Here is a 19615-nt window from a genome sequence, read left to right as displayed (position 1 = left end):
CGGTCTGTCCCATCAACAGCCGTTGATAGTTCAGAGGCCCTGCTATAGAACAAGCAGGGCCCGGCAAGGCTCGAATGAACGAATTCGTTATAAGGTTGAAGTATCGGCTGCCGTGCAAGGATATGCCAGACAGCAATATATTTAGAGCGAATCGGGAAGGAAGAATGCGGATGCGGGCACTATTTCCTTGGCTTGGCTCGGGCTCTCCCACATCAGGCGGGCATTGGCGCTTCCCGTATTATCGTAATATTCAATTTTAATATCATACAGCTTGCCGGCTTCCAGGTCGATTCTGCCTTTTCGCTCGATGCCGCTCTGATTAGCCCAGCTGTAGATTACCCACACCCCGTTGACCATCACGCGGATGCCGTCATCGGATGTTGTGTAGAAGGAGTAGTTCTCGCTGTAGTTCGGCTTGATCTTTCCGCTCCAGCGTACCGCGAAACCATCGGTATTCACTCCTGTTCCTGGCGATCCCGCTCCCCAGTTGAAATTGACCTGGGAGGCATTCTGTTCAAGAGCCGGCGTTCCGCTCAGTTGAAGATTGTTAAAGTATTCGCCCAGCAGCCCGCTAACAGGCTGGCTTGCATTTGGCTCTATCGAGTCCGTAGTCTGGCCGTCCGTAATATTCAGGACCGGCGCTTGGATTAGCACTGGAGTCGGCGTTGGCGTAGGCTCCGGTGTTGGTGTTGGTGTCGGCGTTGGCGTAGGCGTCGGCGTCGGTGCTGGCGTTGGAGTAGGTGTTGGAGTAGGTGTCGGCGTTGGGCTAGGCGACGATGCCGATTCAGTCAACGTTCCCGGTAGAAAGAATGCGGATGACGGCACGGTCTCCTTGGCTTGGCTCGGGCTCTCCCACATCAGGCGGGCATTGGCATTTCCCGTGTTATCGTAATATTCGACTTTAATATCATACAGCTTGCCGGCTTCCAGGTCGATTCTGCCTTTCCGTTCGATCCCGCTCTGATTGGACCAGCTGTAAATCACCCACACCCCGTTGATCATCACGCGGATGCCGTCATCGGATGTTGTATAGAAGGAGTAATTCTCGCTGTAGTTCGGCTTGATCTTTCCGCTCCAGCGTACCGAGAAGCCGTCGGTATTCACTCCTGTCCCTGGCGATCCCGCTCCCCAGTTGAAATTGACCTGGGAGGCATTTTGTTCAAGGGCCGGCGTTCCACTCAGTTGAAGATTGTTGAAATATTCACCGGTCAGACCGTTGACAGCTATTCCTGACCCCGGCTCGGAACCATTCTCCTCAAGAGGAGGGAACGGAACGGTGACGGGAGTATCACTCACTGGAGTCGGTGTTGGTGTCGGGCTTGGCGATGGTGTCGGCGTCGGACTTGGCGATGGCGTTGGCGTCGGACTTGGTGTTGGTGTCGGCGTTGAAGTCATCGCCGCCATCCCGGAAATAACCTCATCCCGGCTCAGAGTAAGACTGCTGCTCATAAAGTTCTTAATTGTAGTCGTACTGTTGTTGTCATAGAGCATTTTGCCCCAGTTCATCATAAAGACCCATTTGCTCTGATTCGGGAGAACCTTCGACGGATCGGGCATCTCGCCGTTCTCGCCGATCGCAATCGGCTTGCCGGCTGCCAGACTGAGCAGGCTGTCATAATGGCTCTGCTTATAATCATTGCTATAGATATCCGCAGCGAGAACATCCACTTTGTCGGCACCCGGATAGGTCTTGTCATAAGGATCGGACCATTGACCGGGAGCATTCGGGCTCCATACCCACAACAGGTTGTTCAGCTTGTGATAGTTCGTGAAACGGTCATACATAATATTCCAAAGAGCGGTAAAATTGGACTTCTGTCCCCACCAGAACCAGCCGCCGTTCATTTCATGATAAGGGCGCCACAGGATGGGAACTCCGGCGTCCCGCAGCGATTTCAGCGATACGGCTACCTTGTCAAGCTCCGTGATCAGGCTGTTGTACTGCGATGTTCCGGGCGTTACATATTTATTGAATTCCGCCTGGGAGATGCTCTTCTGAACATTGCTCCATTCATAAGTCGTACCCGGCAGATTCTCGTGGAAAGTCATGGCGACGATTCCACCCGCTTTATACCAGTTCGTTGCGCTCCATACGATATTTTTACGTTGAGCCGCTACAGCCGAGTCGCTCTGGCCGCCGATCGCGCCCATCTCATAGCCATGGAGAGCCGCATATTTGCCGCTTGTTGCCTGAAGCTTGTTACTGAATTCATCCGGGCTTTCGAAGTAGTCGTGCTGACCGGTGATGATGCCCTTGCCGGAGATCGAGTAGAGATAATTCAGCAATTTGACCGCCTGTGGCGAAGCATCCGGGTTAACCGGAACGCCTTCCGCAGAAGCCGCCGAAGCCGTGGACGCGTAGCGTCCGCCAAGATCGGGGATAAATGTCAAAATCAAACTAAAGGACAACAGCATGCAGAACAGTCGATACGTGCGGTGGGTTTTCAATTTCATCTTCCTTTCGGTAACCAGGCTGCCTCAGAGAGGCCCTTGGCTTTGCGTCCCTACCTCGCGATAGGTTTGCCTTTGTCGTATTGGAAGGATTCACCTTCTACCGTACATATCGACGCTATTCCGTTATTAATAAAGGTTTATTGCGCGAAAGAGCAAGAAATAAGTCGAAAGTCCTGTTTGAAATCTTTTAATTTTGGGTATTATATTACTTTTGTACAAGAAGCTTCTCCGCCTCAAGGCGGATTCATTTTTATGAAATAAACTGCTGCAGCTCGATGTCCTTCCAGTCCAGCGTAATCCGGATGTTATCCTCTTCTACCAGTTCCGAGCCGGTCTGCACCTCAATAAATTCCACATCGGTCAGAGCCAGAATGCTATGCTTCGTGCCGGCCGGAATGCGCACCACATCGCCAGCCTTCACGTTGTGCATTTTTTCATTAAGAATAATGCTCGCCTCACCGCTGATGAACGTCCAGATTTCGCAGCGCTTCAGATGGTACTGGTAGCTGATGTTCTTGCCTTCCGCGATATAAATCCGCTTGGTCAGCGCCTCGTTGCCCTCTTCGTATTTTACGTAATCGATAACGCGGTAATGCCCCCAGCGCCGCTCTTCGTACATCGGCCGCTGCTCCGTGCCTTTCAGCACTTCCTTGATGCGCGGACTTTCCGATTTCGTAGTGACCAGAATGCCGTCCGGACTGGCTGCGACGATAATGTCCTGGGCTCCGATTACAGTGATCGGAATATCCAGTTCGTTCACCAGGCAGCTGGACGAAGCGTCCTCGGTCAGCAGACCGCGTCCAAGCTTGTTGGTCGCCATCTCCTCGGTTAGTGTATTCCAGGTACCCAGGTCTTTCCAGAAGCCGTCATACGAATGGACAACGATATTCTCCTCACGCTCCACGACCTCGTAATCGAAGCTGATAGAGGAGAGCAGCTTATACTGCTTCTGCATCTCGTCATAGGACAGCGGAAGCCCCTTCTGCTGGAGAATATCCAGCAAGTAGCCCAGCTTGAAAGCGAAGACGCCGCAGTTCCACAAGGCTCCCTGGGCGATGAGCTGTTCGGCGCGGCTGCGGTCCGGCTTCTCCTGGAAGCCTTTCACCTGTCTGGCACCGCCCTCCGATGCTTCCCCGTCCGGAATGATGTAGCCGTATTTCTCCGAGGCAAGTTCAGGCACAACGCCGATCAGCGCCAGATTCGCTCCGGTTTCGTCCAGCACATCCCCCAACTGGGACACGGCGTCAAAGAAAGTGCCTTCCACATAAGGATCGACCGGCAGAATGGCGACCGTCTCGTTGGGAAGCACGCCTTCCACCGAATAGAGGTAGACCGCTGTGAGTGCGATGGCCGGGAAGGTATCGCGCCGCTCCGGCTCCACGATGATATTCACACTGCCGCCGAGCTGGCTCTGGATCATCTCCACCTGCCCGCGGCCTGTCGCCAGATAGGAGGAATCGGCAAGACCGGCTTCTCCCAGCTGCCGCCATACCCGCTGAACCATGGATTCCGATTCACCCGATGGACCTTCAAGCACTTTCAAGAACTGCTTCGAGCGGGAATCGTTGGACAAAGGCCAGAGACGTTTTCCCGAACCGCCAGACAAGAGTACCAGTTTCATAACAAGTAACCTCCCTCAAAATGGTCAATTTAGGACTGCGGGCAGCGCTTAGACCGCACCCGCTACGCTTGGTGAAAATCCGCTTAATCCGCCCATCCGGGGACGGCCTACCGAGAAATATTCCAGCCCGGTTCCTTCGATTTGCTCTTTGGAGTAGACATTGCGTCCATCGATCAGAATCGGCTTGCGCATGCCTGCGGACAAGAGATGAAGATTGATGTCTTTGAATACGCTCCAGTCGGTAAGCAGACACAGGGCATCACTGCCCATAGCCGCTTCTTCCGGCACGGCGCACCAGTGGATATTAGGGTGATCGTAGTCCTTCCGGAAATTATCCGCTGCGATCGGATCATACACCTTCACAATCGCTCCCTCTTTCACGAGCGCTTCGACGATTTCCCGCGCCGGCGATTCCCGGACATCATCGGTGTTCGGCTTGAACGCAAGGCCCCAAATTCCGATGGACGTGCCCTGAAGGCTGCCGATCGATTCGTGGAGCTTCGAGAGGATCATGAACCGCTGCCCCTGATTAACCTCAACCACGGATTTCAGCAGCTTGAATTCATAATCAACGTTGCCGGCGATTTGAATCAGCGCCTTGGTGTCTTTCGGGAAGCAGGAGCCTCCATATCCAATCCCTGCTTGAAGGAAAGAAGTACCGATTCTCCGGTCCAGACCCATGCCTTCCGCCACCTCTGTCACATCCGCGCCAACCTTTTCGCAAATATTCGCAATTTCATTAATGAACGAAATTTTCGTCGCGAGGAAAGCGTTGGACGCATATTTGATCATCTCGGCGCTGCGGATATCCGTGACGATAATGTTCTCGGTGAAGCCCTTGTGCAGCTCCCGCATCCTCGGCTCCAGAACCGGGTTGTCAAGACCGATGATGATCCGGTCCGGATGGAGCGTATCCTGGATGGCGGAGCCTTCGCGCAGGAACTCGGGGGCAGACACGATATCGAACGGATATCCGGTATTCGCAGCGATAATCTGCCGGATCTTCTCGTTCGTGCCGACCGGCACCGTCGATTTCGTCATAATAACCTTGTAGCCTTCCATGGACCGGCCGATTTCAGCGGCTGCGCTCTCGATGTACTGAAGATTCGCTTCGCCGTTCGGTAGGGACGGTGTGCCCACGGCGAGGATGACGATATCCGAGCGGCGCACCGACTCCTGAAGATCGGAAGAGAACGACAGTCTTCCCTCTTTCAGATTCAGTTCGATCAGCGCCTCAATGCCCGGTTCATAGATGGGCGATTTCATCTGGCTCAGTTTGGCTATCTTCTCTTCATCCTTGTCGACACAGATGACATGATTACCCCCAAGTGTAAAACATACGCCGGATACGAGGCCGACATAGCCGGTGCCAATTACCGCCAGATTCATACCATCATCCTCCTTTTAAAAAGTTGACATATGCCTGCTCGACATATTGTTTGAACTGAACGATGAAGTTCTGCTCATCGAATTTCTGCGCGTGCTTCATGATTTTGCCGATGTCCCACGCGTAGGACTCCACCTCGGCGATCGCCCGGAGCAGGTCGTCAACCTCCTGCCTTTTGAAGAAGACACCGTTGACATACGGCTCGATTGTGTCCAGCGCTCCACCCGCCTGGTAAGCGATGACCGGTCTTCCTGCGGCGTTCGCTTCGAGCGGGGTAATGCCGAAATCTTCTTCTCCAGGAAAAATATAAGCGCGGCACTGGGACATGAGCCCCGTAACCTGTTCATCATCCAGCCTGCCGAGAAACTGCACATTGCTCTTCGCCATGCCTTCCAGACGCTTGCGGTCGGGCCCGTCGCCGACGATCAGCAGCTTCAGCCCGTTGCGGTTGAAGGCTTCCACCGCCAAATCGATCCGCTTGTAGGACACCAGCCGCGAGACGATCAGGTAATAATCGCCGATCGAGCTGGAGCTGGTGAAGCGGGCCGTATTGATTGGCGGGAAGATCACGTCGGCGTCCCGGTGATAATAATTCCGGATACGGTTCTTGACGACCGAAGAGTTGGCCACGAACTGATTCACATTTTTGGAAGTCCGCTGGTCCCACATCTTGAGCTGCTGCATATAGAGCTTCAGCACCCGTTTGAACAGGCCGGAGTTGGACTGCCGTTCCATATAGGTGTCGTAATCCCAGGCGAACCTCATCGGTGTATGGCAGTAGCAGAGATGAAAGGTGCGCTTGGGAACCTGAATGCTCTTCATGAACGCGCTGCTGGAACTCAAGACGATATCGTAACCGCGGAAATCCAGATCGCGAATAGCCATGGGATATAGCGGCAGCACCCCTTTAAAGTTAGCCTTCACTCCCGGAATTTTCTGCAGCCAGGAGGCCCGGATATCCGCATCTTTGAGATTCTCGGTCAGGCGGCTTCCGTTAAATACCGTCGTGAAGATCGGAGCTTCGGGATACATCTGGTGAAAGACCTCCACCACTCTCTCCGCCCCGCCCATTTGGATTAAGTAATCATGCGCTATCGCAATTTTCATGTGAATCATCCTCAATGTTTGATGGAGCAATTGGTTTCGCCAGTTCGCTTAGGCGCCTGCCAGCAGGCCTTTATAGTAAGCTACGATATCTTTTACCGTGTTCTCGATTACAAAATGCTCCTTGACCCGTTTGATGCCTGCCTCCGCCATCATTTCTCTTTCCTCCGGGTGCTCCAGCATCCAGCTGATGGCTTCGGCCAGAACGGCGGAGTCACCCGGCTGGATGAGCAGTCCGGTCTCATTCTGAACGACGATCTCGACAGGTCCGCCTTCGTTCGAGGCGATAACCGGAAGTCCCGCGGCCATGCCTTCCACAATTACCTGGCCGAAAGGCTCCGGTGTTATGGAGGTATGCACCAGCAAATCCGCCTGCTGCATCAGCCCCTGAATGTCTTCGACATGTCCGAGCAGGCTGACATTGGATAATCCTTCGCGGTCGATCGTAGACACGAGCCGCTTCTTGTATTCGTCTTCGCCGAAGAGTGCGTCGCCCGCCAGCCAGAACTTGATGCGGCTGTTGCTCTTCAGCATTTTGGCTGCTTCCAGCAAAATATGCTGGCCTTTCCATTCGGCCAGCCGGCCGACCAGAAGCACGTTGAAATCCTTCTGCTCCTTCCGGGAGGCCGAGGCGGCGATTGCCTTGGCGAAGGCGGAGTAGACAACGAGCGTCTTCTTGGAACGGGGCAGCTCAAGCGCGTTGAGTGTTGATTTCGAATTGGCGATAACGCCGCTCGGGATATAACGCGACATGAGCCGGATGCCTTTCGCGACAACCGGCTTCAGATAAGGCGCGCCGATGTGGTCGCGAATATGCCAGATCAGCGGAACACCTGCTGACTTGGCGGCAACAGTGCCGTACAGAGCTGATTTCAGGGAATTGGTGTGAACGCAGGCTACATGCTCCTCCTTCAGGATCGGGGCAAGCTTGCGTCCGTAAGACAGCAGCTTCAGCGCCGCTGCCGGAGCGCCCAGGTTGACGGTGTTGCGTCCGCGGTTGCGGATGCTGTCATCCAGCGGCACGATCCGGACGTCGATTCCCTTCTCGCGCAGACGGTCCGCCAGCGCGCCTTCCTCAGCCAGAATCACCAGCGGATTCACCTGATCACCAATATGGGTCAGAATGTTGAACAGGGCGACTTCCCCGCCGCTCCATCTAGCCGTGTGATCGATATACGCCACTCTCAGCATTGATCGTCTCTCCTTTCCCCATTGCCTCTTTGAATACCGTCTCTACCTGATTGCCGACATGCTGCCAGGTATACTTCTGAAGCGCATGCTCCCTGCATTCCTCCCGGGAAGGCAGAAGCCTTCGGTTCCCGAGTATCCGGGAGATGCCTTCAGCCATATCCTCGGCCGAGGGACTGTTAAAGAGCAGCTCGGGGCGGAAATTCTGCAGAATTTCCCTGTTGCCGCCGATCGGTGTCGCCATGACCGGCAGGCCACTCGACAACGCTTCGGCGGTGATGAGGCCGAAGCCTTCAAGCGCCTGGGAGGGAACGACGAACAGATCCGCCGCCTGATAATATGAGGCCAGCTGGTGATCGGGAATGTAACCGAGCAGCCGGACTTTGTTCGTTAATCCGTAATCGGCGATTTTGGCTTCCAGCTCGCCGCGAAGCGGTCCTTTGCCGCCGATCAGGAGAATGGAATTCGGGAATTGTTCCGATACGGTACGCCACGCTTCAAGAAGCTGGAGGAGTCCCATACGGTTCACGAGTCTGCGGACCGTGAGGACCGTGGTCGCTCCCTCAGGGAGATTCAGCATCCGGCGCACCGCAAGCCGGTTGCTTGCCGGTGTGAAGCGGTCAACGTTGGCCGCCCCCGGAATGACCATGATCTTATGAAGCGGAATACCGTGAAGGGAATGGAGAATATCGCGGAAGGTTTCGCTGAGGACGATGAACGTATCCGAGAGCCGGTAAGCCTTGCGCTCAATCGACTTGGCGATCGCCGTCTTGACCTGATGCTTGATTCCCTGTCCCTCGATTTTCATCTCTTCGTTCCAAGGTCCGTGGAAGGTCGTAACGACGGGAATGCCGCGCTTCTTCGCTTCGACAGCGGGCCCTACACCGTACGGTGCGAAATGGGAGTACAGAATGTCGATTTCGCCGCGATCCATCAGCTCCGCCGCTTTTCGCTGAAAGGCATCCTTTCGCTTCCAAATGGACTGCTTGGGGTCGCCCGCATTGTGAATAATGAGACTGTCGGGAGTATCGGGCTGATCGTTGCTGCAGATCAGGGCGTGTACCCGGTTCTGGGAAGAAAGCTGCTCGCAGACGGATTTAAAATACGTATTAAGCCCTCCGGGCTGTACCGAAGGCCAGCTCAGGCCTGTCGCCATAATGTTCAGTCCGCCATTATCAGGCATTGCTTCTTCCTCCTCTCTCCCTCTCTTGGTTCATCCGGCTGGCTTGTGTTTCCCGCAGTAACCGCAGAACTTGAAGCCGACCATGAATTCTCACATGATCCGGGGAATACTGTTTGTCTTCTTCGTCTCCCGCTTCGGCCTTGATCTCTCCGGCGGTTCGGAATGCCGGCGCCAGGCCGCGGATTGAACCGGCAAGCTCGCTAGTCAATGAATACATGCTGGTCTCCTCCTTTTTCTAACCGTTCCCATCCATTGTTGATCTCTACATATAGGAATTCATCATCGTCTTCCGGCCGCCTGTTGCCCTAGCCATCGGGACCGGGCTCTGGAGCCGCCCAGTGGCGGGCTTCAGCTCGATTGTATGCCTCTCTGTCCGGTGTCCTGCGCTGCTCCTCCCGCATTTCTCTCACCCCAAGGCCGATGGCGATCAGCATCCAGACGAGGTAAGCCTTGATTCCGGAGAACCCGTTATCCGACACAAGTCCGATCACCACGCCCATCCATGACGCTAGTGCCAGCCTGGCGTATGGCTTCAGCGGAACCGGGCCCAGGATTCTTCCGACAATCTGTTTGATTACAACGCCCAGAGCGAGGGAGAACAGCAGCACGCCCGGGGCACCGAAGGTCAGCATCAGTGCGATAAATCCGTTGTCCATGATTCCGTACTCACCAAGCTCGCCTCCGTTGCCCAGCTTGGTGCTCTGTCCGACACTGCCGATGCCCTGGCCGACCGGATTGGACTTGATAACGGGAAGCATATTCCCCAACAGGTTGAGCCGGTCGTTATAGGAGCGGTCCTCCTGAATTGAGGAGAATGTCTCCATCCGCGCCGTCAGCACTTCCGCTCCCGGAAGCTTCGGCACGATCCAGTACAGCGCCATTGCGACGAAGAGCAGCTGAATCAGCGTCTTCCACTTGCCCTTAGAGGAAGAGGAAGCGATGTAAGCCAGCAGCATTACGAGCAGAATCAACCAAGCGGCCCGGACCAGAGTAGTGAGCAGACAGACCACCACGAGCAGGACGCCGACCCAGCCGAAGATGCCCCGCCATTTCTTCTCCAGGATCATCGGAACAAGCGCGAACACCAGAAAGGTCGCGGCCGGACCCGGCGAGTTCAGCGTGGAGAACACCCGAACCTCAAGCGGCTTTGGACTGCCGATGGAGTTCATGCCCGCATTCTGCATCCAGAAGGCGTCCCATGGCGGCATCGTCGTATACTGCACGATTCCATAGGCTGCAACCAACACTGCAACTGCGGCGTATGAGCGAAGCAGCCGGTCTGTATCCTGCGCCGTAAATGGCGTTATTGCAAAATAGGGCAGCAGGAGCAGCGGAACCAGGTAATTCATCAAATCGTAGACCGAGCCGACGCCGTTCTTGGCAAGCCCGATCAGTGTGGCGTAGCCCAGAGGAAGCGCGAAGAGCAGAATCAGCCTCATCCAGGGACGCTGGAGCTTATGTATCTCCCGCATGACCGGAATGGCGACCGTGGCGCCCGCAAGGAGCGGGGCCAGACTGAGGAGCGATACCGAATGGTAAGCGCCGACGCTCCAGTCTGCAATCCGGCGAAGCTCCGGGGCGATCGCCCAGACCAGGAGAGTGTAGGCGACGAGCTGCCGGGGTCTTAACAGAGCCAGCAGGAACGCCGGGAACAGCAGCGCCGCCACCAGGGCCAGCTGCAGGCTGTTCGCCGAGCTCAGCTTGGCGCTGACGTAACCGATCATCAGGGGTAGAATCGTACAGCCTGCCAGGAAAATTCCGGCAGTTGCCAGAGTACGTATATTTCCAATCAGCGGATAGCCGGTTTGACCCGAAGAGCGGCTCGTCATGACCCATACACCTCCTGTTCCTGGCGGAAGAGCCCATTATTCAAGGCTCGGTCCGTTCGCTTTGTCCCGCTTGCGCAGCTCCTTCAGCAGAAGAAGCAGGAATTGGGCATCGTCAACCAAGTATCTCTTCCACAATCTTCCTGGCTCTTGGCTAAGCCGCCAGAACCACTCCAGACCGCTTCTCTGCATGAAATCCGGTGCCCGTTTGACCGAGCCCGAGAGGAAATCAAAGGTTGCTCCGACTCCGATCGAGATGGGTGCGCGATAGGACAAATAATGGCGATAAATCCATTTCTCCTGCTTCGGCGCGCCCACGCCGACAAATACGATGTCGGGGCGGGTCTCATTCAGCATGCCGATGATCCGCTTGTTCTCCTCCTCGTTATTCTCGAAGCCATAGGACGGAGAATAACAGCCCACGACGTTGATGTCCGGATAAGCTGCCTTCAAATTCGCCGTCGCCCGTTCCGGTACTCCCTCGGCGGAACCGAGGAAGAACAGCCGGTACTTCCTCTGCTGGAATGCGTTGCCGAGCCTGTTGAACAGGTCGGCCCCGGATACCTTCTGCTTAAGCGGCTTGCCCAGCATCTTGGAAGCCCAGATCAACGGCATGCCATCCGCAACGACTGCGCCTGCCTCCGAGTAGACTGTCCTGAATTCCTTGTCCTTGCGCAGCTTGATCACATGATCCACATTGCAGGTCAGAATGTAGGAATGATTTCTCTCCCGGATTGTTGTATCGATATACTCCAGCAGATCCATGAAATCATAATTGTTAAAATTGACATCGAACATGTTCACTTGATTCATCGTATCACTTCTTTTTGTGGGGAATCGGTTGGCTGCGAAGCACGATACAGGCAGTTCAGGTACCAACAGAACGGAATAATGAATTGGACCGTCGACAGCGTGTTATCAGAAAACGAATAAATCAGAAATCCTAAAAGGAAGAGCAGATAATATTTCCTTACCGGCGGCGTTAGCGCTTTGGCGACCAGAAGGAACACGGCAAGCAGAGCCGCCCAGAGAAGTACGGAACCGACATACCCGCCGTCGTAATAGAAGCGGATATATTCATTGTGGGGAACCACAAAGCCCTCGTACAACGTGCCGTCGTTAGCCACTGTGACGGCGCCGATGCCTCTTCCCGCCACCGGCGAACCCGAAGCTTTCTCCAGGAAGAAGGCCCAGGCTTCCGAGCGTCCCGATAAGTCGATGCCTTCGCCGGTTTGTCTTTCAAATGAGCGTTTCTCGAAATTATCCCATTGCGAGTACACGCCGCCGGCGATTACCGCAATCGAACACAGAATCGGAATGATATAGCGTGTCTTGCCTTTCAGATAGCGCCGGAAAATATCAAAGAAGTAATACAGCAGCATCGGTACCAGCGCGAGCAGCGGACCCCGGGTACCCGTAGCGACCAGCGTCAGAAAGTTGATGCCGAGCACGGTATAGTAGAACTTCACATTCCCGGTTCCCCGTCTTAGCTCGATGAACGGAATGGCCGTTCCGATGAAGGCCAGCATCGCCAGGTGAGGCGGAATGTTCGCCCCTTGAAGCCGGATCGCGCCCGTGAACTCCACATTGACCATGGAATGAAGATGCGCCACCTGAAGCAGAACGCCAATCAGCAGGCTAAGCGAGGGCAGCAGACAGATCAGTCTAATATGCCGCTGGGCCACTTCCTTCTTCCAGTTGATCAGGAGGAATACGAACGGCAGAGATAGTCCGATGAATGCCTTGACCGCAATCTGTGCAGTCATCTGGGGCTCCCAGATGGAGAAGCTGAACGTCATGAACGTCATCGCGACCAAGGCCCACAACGGATAGCTGAGCTTGAATCGCAACCCGTTCACCAGAATGCACGGGATAAGCAGAATCAGCATTCCCAGCTTGTATAGAGACAGAATCTCGATCCCGAACGGGCTGCCGTAATACAGAAAGTTGATGGATACCGCCGTTGTCAAAATGACAAAATAGCTGATCGTATCCGGCCGGGTCAGAGAGACGACAACGAATAGAAGCAGACCGACGGCCAATACCGCAAGAGCCGGCATGTAGATTGCCGCCATTCCGAGAAACAAAGCCGACAGAAGAAACAGCATTCCGTACGGCAAAGCATAAAGTTTTGAAGCCCGGTGCCCGCTTATCATCTTTCTCTCACCCCGTCGCCGATTCCCGATTTCGATTTTTTAGCATGTGGAGCGTTCCTCGAACACTCTCCATCCGGCATTTGTTAAGCAGCTTCCGTCCCTCACTGCCCGATATGGCGGAGAGCGTGGAATCCACGGCGATGTACAGCAGTTTGGCTCCGGTCTTTCCCCAAATCATCAAGGTTCCGAGCGGTCCCGTGCTGCCGAGCGCATTGGAGAGTCCCTGGCTGTAGTACCGTTTCTTAATCCAGCTCTCGGTGAGCCGGCTGGCGGGGACGAAATGATCGACAGCCATCTGCGGATGATACAGCACAAGCTGTCCTTCCTTGCGGATCTTGCCGAACAGCCATGTCTCTTCGCCCGATATGAGCGAATCGCCCTTCCGTCCCAGCTCCAGCGGGAACAGGCTCAGGTTGAAGACTTCGCTTCTCATCGCCATATTGGCTCCGCAGGGATGATACTTCCCGGGATACTCTTTGATCCGGTTGCCCAGATCCATGATGGTGTACGGGAATTCGAACGGCTTGATCAGCCAGTTCGGCCGTTTAGTCTCAAAGATCGGAGAAACCTTACCGCCCATAGCCATTACGGAAGGCCTGCTTTCAAACGTAGTCACGATCGTCGAAATCCAGCTCCGGACCGGCAGCGCATCGTCGTCGAGAAAAGCGATCAGCGATGCTTTGGCGGCCAGGATTCCGGCGTTTCGCGCTGCCGACAACCCCTGTACGGGCTCCAGCAGGTATTTCATTCTGATAAGGCCTGCGTTTTTGTCCATGAACTGCTTGACTACGGCTGCAGTGTTATCTGTGGACCGGTTATCCACCAGAATGATCTCAGCCTGATCCAGCATCTCGAGCCCGAGCAGGGAATCCAGCGTCTTGGATAACAGCCCGGCGCGGTTGTAGGTGCAGATGATGATGGACAGCCGGGGTACGTCTCCGTGCTCTAACATGGGCAATCACCTATTTTCCGAAATTAATAAGCGTTTTTCGATCCGAAGAGGATCAGGACGGTCTTCACGATAATCTTGAAATCAAGCTTGGTGCTCCGCATCTGGATATACGTGAGATCCAGCTCGACCATTTCCTCGAAGCCGACGCTGTTCCGGCCGGTGACCTGCCAGTAACCTGTGCAGCCCGGCGTTACAGTCAGCCGCTTCTTGTCGTACTCGGTATACTGCGCCACTTCATCCGGAAGTGGGGGACGCGGTCCCACCAGGCTCATGTTGCCGACCAGCACGTTCCACAGCTGTGGCAGCTCATCGATGCTGGTCTTTCGCAGGAATCTGCCCACCCGCGTAATGCGGGGATCGTTCTTCATCTTGAACATCGCGCCGCTGACCTCGTTATACGCCATCAGGTTCTTCTTCAGTTCCTCGGCGTTGGCGATCATCGATCTGAATTTGTACATTTCAAACGGCTTTTCGTCTTTGCCGATCCGGGTCTGGCGGAAGAATACCTTCCCCTTCGGATCGTCCAGCTTAATCAGCACGGCGATTACAGCGAACAGGGGCAGCAGCAAGAAGAGACACAGAGCGGAAAAAAGAACGTCGATTACCCGTTTGGTCAGCAGGTAAGAATTGGCTTCCTGCGCTTCTTCCTTGGCATGCAGCACATAAGCGCTCGACAGCATCGGCTCAGCGTCATCCGGCATTTTTGGCATGCTCATCTCCCTCTCAATCCTCCTTGATTTAATGCCCTGGCAAGCAGCAGCTGACTACCTCGATCAGATCGTAGTCTGTTCCGCCTTCTTCAGCCACTCGGCCATGGCATCCATTACGGGATAACGAAGATCCTTGCTCTGCAGGGCAAATTCCAATGTGGTCAAAATGTAACCGAGGCGCTCACCGACATCATATCTCGTTCCATCGAAGTTGTAGGCGTAGACCCGTTCGCTCTGGTTGAGCTTCTGGATCGCGTCGGTCAGCTGGATTTCACCGCCGGCTCCTTTTTCCTGCAAATCGAGGTACTTAAAGATCTTCGGAGTGAAGACGTAACGTCCCATAATCGCCAGGTTGGATGGCGCCGTTCCGAGCGGCGGCTTCTCCACGAAGTTCTGAACGCGGTACAGGCGGCCTTCCTGCATGTCAGGATCGACAATACCGTAGCGGTTCGTGAACTCGTCCGGAATTTCCTGAACGCCGATTACCGAGTTCTGGGTTTCTTCATACTGATCGATCAATTGCTTCAGGCAAGGTGTGCTGCCGGTTACGATATCGTCTCCCAGCATTACTCCGAAAGGCTCGTCTCCGATGAAGCGTCTGGCGCACCAGACCGCATGTCCGAGGCCCTTGGGTTCCTTTTGCCGGATATAGTGAATTTCAACCTTGGAGGAACGCTGAACTTCCTTCAGCAACTCAAGCTTGCCGTCCTCAAGCAGCCGTGATTCCAGTTCAAACGCGTTGTCGAAGTGATCCTCAATCGCGCGTTTGCCCTTACCGGTAACGATGATGATATCCTCGATGCCGGATTCAATGGCTTCTTCAACAATGTACTGGATAGTCGGCTTGTTGATGATCGGAAGCATTTCCTTAGGCATCGCTTTGGTGGCAGGCAAGAAGCGGGTTCCGAGTCCGGCGGCGGGAATAATCACTTTCTTCACTTTTTTCATCATCCAGGCCTCCTAAAAGTTTTGTATGATTCAACGGCTAGAAGAGCTTCACAAAACTTGCTTCGCAAGCGTCTGCCAAGTCTTCGTGCTTATGGCAACAGGTCTACTTCGCTTGATTTATGGCAATACCGAGAATAGGTGTCCCGGCTTGTTCCATCAGGGCCTTCACCTTGCGGAGCAATTCGCGTTTGGACTTGCCGTAACGGGCGATGATGATTACGCCATCCGTCAATGGTGCAAGCACGCGGGCATCGCTGTATGGAACGGCCGGAGGCGCGTCCAGAAGCACGAGATCATGTGTGGCCTTCAGCTCTTCCAGAAGCTCGGTCATCACGCTGTTGCCGAGCAGGTCGGGCGGGCTGCCTATCGAATTTCCGGCAGTCACGATGGTGAGATTGGCCAGATTGCCATACACCGTTACCTTGCCAGGTTCCTTCTGTCCGCTTAGACAATCGGCCAGACCGGGCGAGTTCTCGACACCGAACACGGTGTGAAGCGCCGGCTTCCGGAGGTTGCAGTCGACAACCGCCACCTTCTTGCCGTCCTGAACGAAGGATACGGCCAGATTGGCCATCACGGTCGTCTTCCCTTCTCCCGCTTCACCGGAAGTGAAGAGGAGCGACTTGCCTCCGTCCTGCAGCATACCAGACTGCTTGATATAGGTACGAAGAGAGCGGAAGGACTCGGACACATGCGAGTTCGGATTGCTGTCCGCAACCAGGGTGTTACTTAATTGCAGCATAAGCGCCCTCCCCTACCGTTGCTTTGGAATCCTTGCCGAGATCGCGTTTGCGGATGACGGGAATCGTGCCGATCACCGGAAGACCGAGTTCGTATGCCGCTTCCTTCTCGGAGCGGATCGTACCGTTCAAGGTCTCCATCAGAAGGATGATTCCGAGCGCAGCCATCAGCGATACGACGAAGCTGATTACCATGTTCATCATAAAGCCGCTGCCTGCCGGAGCGGGGATATCCTCAGGATCTGCCGGAGTCAGGAAAGAGACGTTGTCCATATGCATCAGTCCCGGCAGGGTACGAATGAAGGTCTGCGAAACGGCGTTGACAATGTTAGCCGCCTTCTCGTAATTGGTATCCTGCACGCTGAGATTGATGATCTGGCTGCCTTCCGAGGACCTGATAGCCACTTTGGACGCCAGTTGATCCCCTGTAAGCTTTAATTCCGGATGTGCGGAGGCGACCTTGTTCATGATGGCCGGCGATTTGATGAGTTCCTTGTAACTCATGATCAAGTTCAGACTGTAGACCAGGTTATTGTTGTTGTTGCCGTCGGCTGACACTGCCCCATTGTTGACCAGCAGCTGACCGGACGCTTCGTAGACCGGAACCACGTAGTTCTTGCTGAAGTAATAGGTAGTGCCGCAGGAGATCAGAACGAAGAGTACAATCAACCACAACCTTTTTTTGATCAGGTTCAAGTAATCCAGCATCGTCTTTTCCACAGCGATCCTCCTTCCGTAGGATTTTGAAAAATTCTGAAATTTTCATTAACTTGAATTAATTCTATCAATCCTCTCATTTTGAGGCATGGTCCCTGCCATTACTTTCATTTTCACTTTCGAATAAACCAAATTAATGCTTAAGGAGGAGGGATGGTATACTTTAGTGCCATATCCTCTAGCTCCCATTTCCTGCAACCGTTTTCGTATTTATGCGCGCAAAGGAGCCCCGCAGAGTGGGGCTTTATTATATGAAGCGATGCATACAAAAAGGGCATGGACTCCAGGTCCATGCCCTCAGTATTCAGACGTTAGTCAACCGACATTTCGTATTTGGTTAATCCGACAGCGTTCGCGTACAGGGCGGCTTGAGTACGATCCGCCACCTGCAGCTTCGCCAGAATCTGGCTGACATGCTTCTTGACCGTGAACTCGCTGATAAAGAGCCTGGAGGCAATCTCCCGGTTGCAGGCGCCCTGGCCCAGCTCAATGAGCACTTCCCGCTCTTTCGGCGTCAGTTCGTCAGTAGGACTCTTGCCACTCATGCGCATCTTATCTTCCATGAGGCCTGGATCGTAATATTTTCTTCCCTTATACACCAGTTGAATGGCAAACAGCAATTCCTCGGGGAGCGCCTCTTTCAGCACATAGCCATCCACGAGAACTTCCTCCGCCTTGAGGAAATCCTCCCGGCTGGCAGACGAGGTCAGCAGGATGAACTTGCTGTCAATGCCGCGGCTGCGCGCCATCTTGATTACGTCCAGTCCCGATTCGTCCGCAAGTCTGAGATCAATCAGCACGAGGTCAGGCCGAATCTCCTCCAGTACGCGCATCGCTTCTTCTCCGTTGGTTGCCTCACCCGCGAAATTCACATCCGGCTGCATGGAAATTACCGAAGCCAATCCTCTTCTTACAAGGGGATGATCATCCACAATGACGATATCCATAATGCAAAAAACCTCCTTATCATCCTTATGCGTTCTTTAATTCAACTACGCCTACCGGAATTGAAATCAGAATCTGGGTTCCTGCATTCTCGTTGCTCGACAACTGGAAGTCACCGCCCAGCGAATGGGCCAAATGCTGCATATTCTTCATCCCGAGCCCCCCGCTGCCCTCTTCGGATCGGGTCCATAACAGGTCGGTGTCGAAGCCGACGCCATCATCACGGATTGCAAGACCCGCCCATCTCGGCTTAAGCGTAAGCTCCACTTCGATGTTCTGGGCTGCGCCATGCCGTATGGCATTGCCCGTCGCTTCGGAAATAATCCGGAAGAGCGCCTTGTGATAAGTATACGGGAGACTGAAGTCATCGCCCTTGACCTTAAAGTCGATTTCCACATCGTTCAGCCGCGACAAATTTTTCAAGTGAGACCGCACCATGCCGAGCCATGTCGGCCCGCCGCTTTTCTTGGAGCTGAGGCTGTAAATCGTAATACGCAGTTCTTTGGCTGCTTTCGTCGCGGAATCATGGATCAGCTCGATCTGTTCCTCAAGCTGCGTAGGGGTCATTTTGCGGAAGGATTGCTTGAGTGAGTGCGCCGCATAGACAATGCCGAACAAGCTCTGGGAGACACTGTCATGCATTTCGTCGGCGATCCGGTTCTGTTCATTCGTTACTATCAGCCTATTCTCGGCTACGCTGAGTTCATGCCTTTCGAGCGTAATTGCGCTCAGTTCGGCCAGGAACATCAGCTGCTGGATGTACCATCTTCTTCCTTCGAGCCCCTCATGCGCCTCCAGCTTCACGCCAATCATGCCGACGAAACGGGTGCTCATACGGACGGGCATCAGAAGCAGATCCCCGAACCCCGGAAGGCTCTTGAACAGCGGCTCCTTTTGGCGCCGCCAATCGGACTCATGTTTCTTCAGCTCTCCGAACAGGTTGTTCTCCTCTTCGGGAAGCCAGCCGGTCTGACGGCTTACGGGCGAAGGCTCCCCGGCGGTGCCGGCGAACCAGAACAGCGCCTTGTTGAGCTTCGTCAGCTTGACGGCATAATCCGTGATGACCTGTCCGATATTCATAAAATCATGCTCGCTTGAGGTTTCCACGATGTGATAGAGCGATTTGATATGCTCAAGCGTCTCATCCGTCCGCGCATTGGCTTCCTCCCGCTGCCGTCTCAGCTTCGACAACAATTGCATGAAGGTTACCGTAAGCGCAAGCGCAAGAAACAGATTTCCGTTCTCCAGCAGAACGGAGGCAAACGTATCTCCCGCAGATTTATAGAAAAAATAACAACAACCAAAAAAAATAGCAAAATAACCAACCAGCAGGGTCCAGCAAAAATAGAATGAGAGCGAACCCGCCGCAATTAATATGGGATTCAGCGAATACAGTTTGAACGGGCTGTTAAATCCGCCGGTAAAAATTGCCAGCAGCAGGATCATCATCATTTCGATGCTGACATACAGCATCACGGCATGCGGCCTGTAGCGCATGGATCTGTACGTGCTGGTGAACACGAGAGCAAGCAGCACCAGAGCGATAATGACTAAAAATTTATAGACAACTGGAGGACCGTTTGGCGTCAACAGGAAAATCAGTGAAGTAAGGGACAGTGAAAAATACCTGAAAAAAGTAATCATACGATCTTCCGCAGTTAGCCTGATATTCATCCCACCACCC

The 19615-nt window shown here is 54.2% G+C and carries 17 protein-coding genes and 1 riboswitch; all 17 genes read right to left on the bottom strand.

From position 1 onward, the window contains the following. Positions 1-141 precede the first annotated feature (141 nt). The 17 genes from PSTEL_RS05500 to PSTEL_RS05425 all read right to left on the bottom strand — a co-directional run bounded on the left by PSTEL_RS05500 (position 142) and on the right by PSTEL_RS05425 (position 19575). A complete protein-coding gene (locus tag PSTEL_RS05500) occupies positions 142-2454 on the bottom strand; it encodes a PA14 domain-containing protein (protein WP_084064731.1) in 2313 nt (770 codons plus the stop codon). A 6-nt stretch (positions 2455-2460) separates the two neighbouring features. Further along, a riboswitch (cyclic di-GMP riboswitch) is annotated at positions 2461-2535 on the bottom strand. 169 nt (positions 2536-2704) lie between these two features. Further along, a complete protein-coding gene (locus PSTEL_RS05495) occupies positions 2705-4075 on the bottom strand; it encodes a sugar phosphate nucleotidyltransferase (RefSeq protein WP_038694028.1) in 1371 nt (456 codons plus the stop codon). 48 nt (positions 4076-4123) lie between these two features. Beyond that, positions 4124-5464: a UDP-glucose dehydrogenase family protein gene (locus tag PSTEL_RS05490; protein ID WP_038694026.1), complete on the bottom strand. Its 1341-nt coding sequence runs from the start codon at positions 5462-5464 to the stop codon at positions 4124-4126. Between the two features lie 4 nt (positions 5465-5468). Continuing rightward, positions 5469-6569 carry a glycosyltransferase gene (locus tag PSTEL_RS05485; RefSeq protein WP_038694025.1) on the bottom strand — a complete coding sequence of 367 codons (1101 nt, stop codon included), beginning with the start codon at positions 6567-6569 and terminating at the stop codon, positions 5469-5471. Positions 6570-6617: 48 nt separating this feature from the next. Beyond that, positions 6618-7757: a glycosyltransferase family 4 protein gene (locus PSTEL_RS05480; protein WP_038694023.1), complete on the bottom strand. Its 1140-nt coding sequence runs from the start codon at positions 7755-7757 to the stop codon at positions 6618-6620. After that, entirely contained in the window at positions 7723-8937 is a 1215-nt protein-coding gene (locus PSTEL_RS05475; RefSeq protein WP_052099145.1) for a glycosyltransferase family 4 protein, read from the bottom strand. Before PSTEL_RS05475 ends, PSTEL_RS05480 begins: the two co-directional genes overlap by 35 nt. Continuing rightward, positions 8930-9154: a hypothetical protein gene (locus PSTEL_RS27440; protein ID WP_156995794.1), complete on the bottom strand. Its 225-nt coding sequence runs from the start codon at positions 9152-9154 to the stop codon at positions 8930-8932. Before PSTEL_RS27440 ends, PSTEL_RS05475 begins: the two co-directional genes overlap by 8 nt. 88 nt (positions 9155-9242) lie before the next feature. Next, a complete protein-coding gene (locus tag PSTEL_RS05470; RefSeq protein ID WP_084064729.1) occupies positions 9243-10766 on the bottom strand; it encodes an O-antigen ligase family protein in 1524 nt (507 codons plus the stop codon). A gap of 36 nt (positions 10767-10802) precedes the next feature. Next, a complete protein-coding gene (locus tag PSTEL_RS05465; RefSeq protein WP_038694016.1) occupies positions 10803-11576 on the bottom strand; it encodes a WecB/TagA/CpsF family glycosyltransferase in 774 nt (257 codons plus the stop codon). Further along, on the bottom strand, positions 11573-12871 hold the full coding sequence (locus PSTEL_RS05460) for an O-antigen ligase family protein (RefSeq protein ID WP_245625088.1): 1299 nt from the start codon (positions 12869-12871) through the stop codon (positions 11573-11575). The genes PSTEL_RS05465 and PSTEL_RS05460 overlap by 4 nt, the downstream gene beginning before the upstream one ends. Before the next feature lie 55 nt (positions 12872-12926). Beyond that, on the bottom strand, positions 12927-13871 hold the full coding sequence (locus tag PSTEL_RS05455; RefSeq protein WP_038694012.1) for a glycosyltransferase: 945 nt from the start codon (positions 13869-13871) through the stop codon (positions 12927-12929). Positions 13872-13894: 23 nt separating this feature from the next. Further along, positions 13895-14587 (bottom strand): sugar transferase, encoded by a 693-nt coding sequence (locus PSTEL_RS05450; protein WP_038694011.1) that lies wholly within the window; start codon positions 14585-14587, stop codon positions 13895-13897. Between the two features lie 57 nt (positions 14588-14644). Continuing rightward, complete coding sequence (galU, locus tag PSTEL_RS05445) at positions 14645-15529, bottom strand: UTP--glucose-1-phosphate uridylyltransferase GalU (RefSeq protein ID WP_038694009.1); 885 nt, start codon at positions 15527-15529, stop codon at positions 14645-14647. Positions 15530-15632: 103 nt separating this feature from the next. Then, positions 15633-16271, bottom strand: coding sequence for a CpsD/CapB family tyrosine-protein kinase (locus PSTEL_RS05440; RefSeq protein ID WP_038694008.1), 639 nt, complete (start codon positions 16269-16271; stop codon positions 15633-15635). After that, positions 16255-16989 (bottom strand): YveK family protein, encoded by a 735-nt coding sequence (locus tag PSTEL_RS05435; RefSeq protein ID WP_038694006.1) that lies wholly within the window; start codon positions 16987-16989, stop codon positions 16255-16257. The genes PSTEL_RS05440 and PSTEL_RS05435 overlap by 17 nt, the downstream gene beginning before the upstream one ends. A gap of 308 nt (positions 16990-17297) precedes the next feature. Next, on the bottom strand, positions 17298-17933 hold the full coding sequence (locus PSTEL_RS05430) for a response regulator (protein WP_038694004.1): 636 nt from the start codon (positions 17931-17933) through the stop codon (positions 17298-17300). Positions 17934-17958: 25 nt separating this feature from the next. Continuing rightward, positions 17959-19575: a sensor histidine kinase gene (locus PSTEL_RS05425; RefSeq protein WP_245625087.1), complete on the bottom strand. Its 1617-nt coding sequence runs from the start codon at positions 19573-19575 to the stop codon at positions 17959-17961. Positions 19576-19615 lie beyond the last annotated feature (40 nt).

The sequence above is a fragment of the Paenibacillus stellifer genome, from assembly GCF_000758685.1.
In the GTDB taxonomy this organism is placed as follows: Bacteria; Bacillota; Bacilli; order Paenibacillales; family Paenibacillaceae; genus Paenibacillus_AQ; species Paenibacillus_AQ stellifer.
This window is presented reverse-complemented; position numbering and strand designations above follow the sequence as displayed.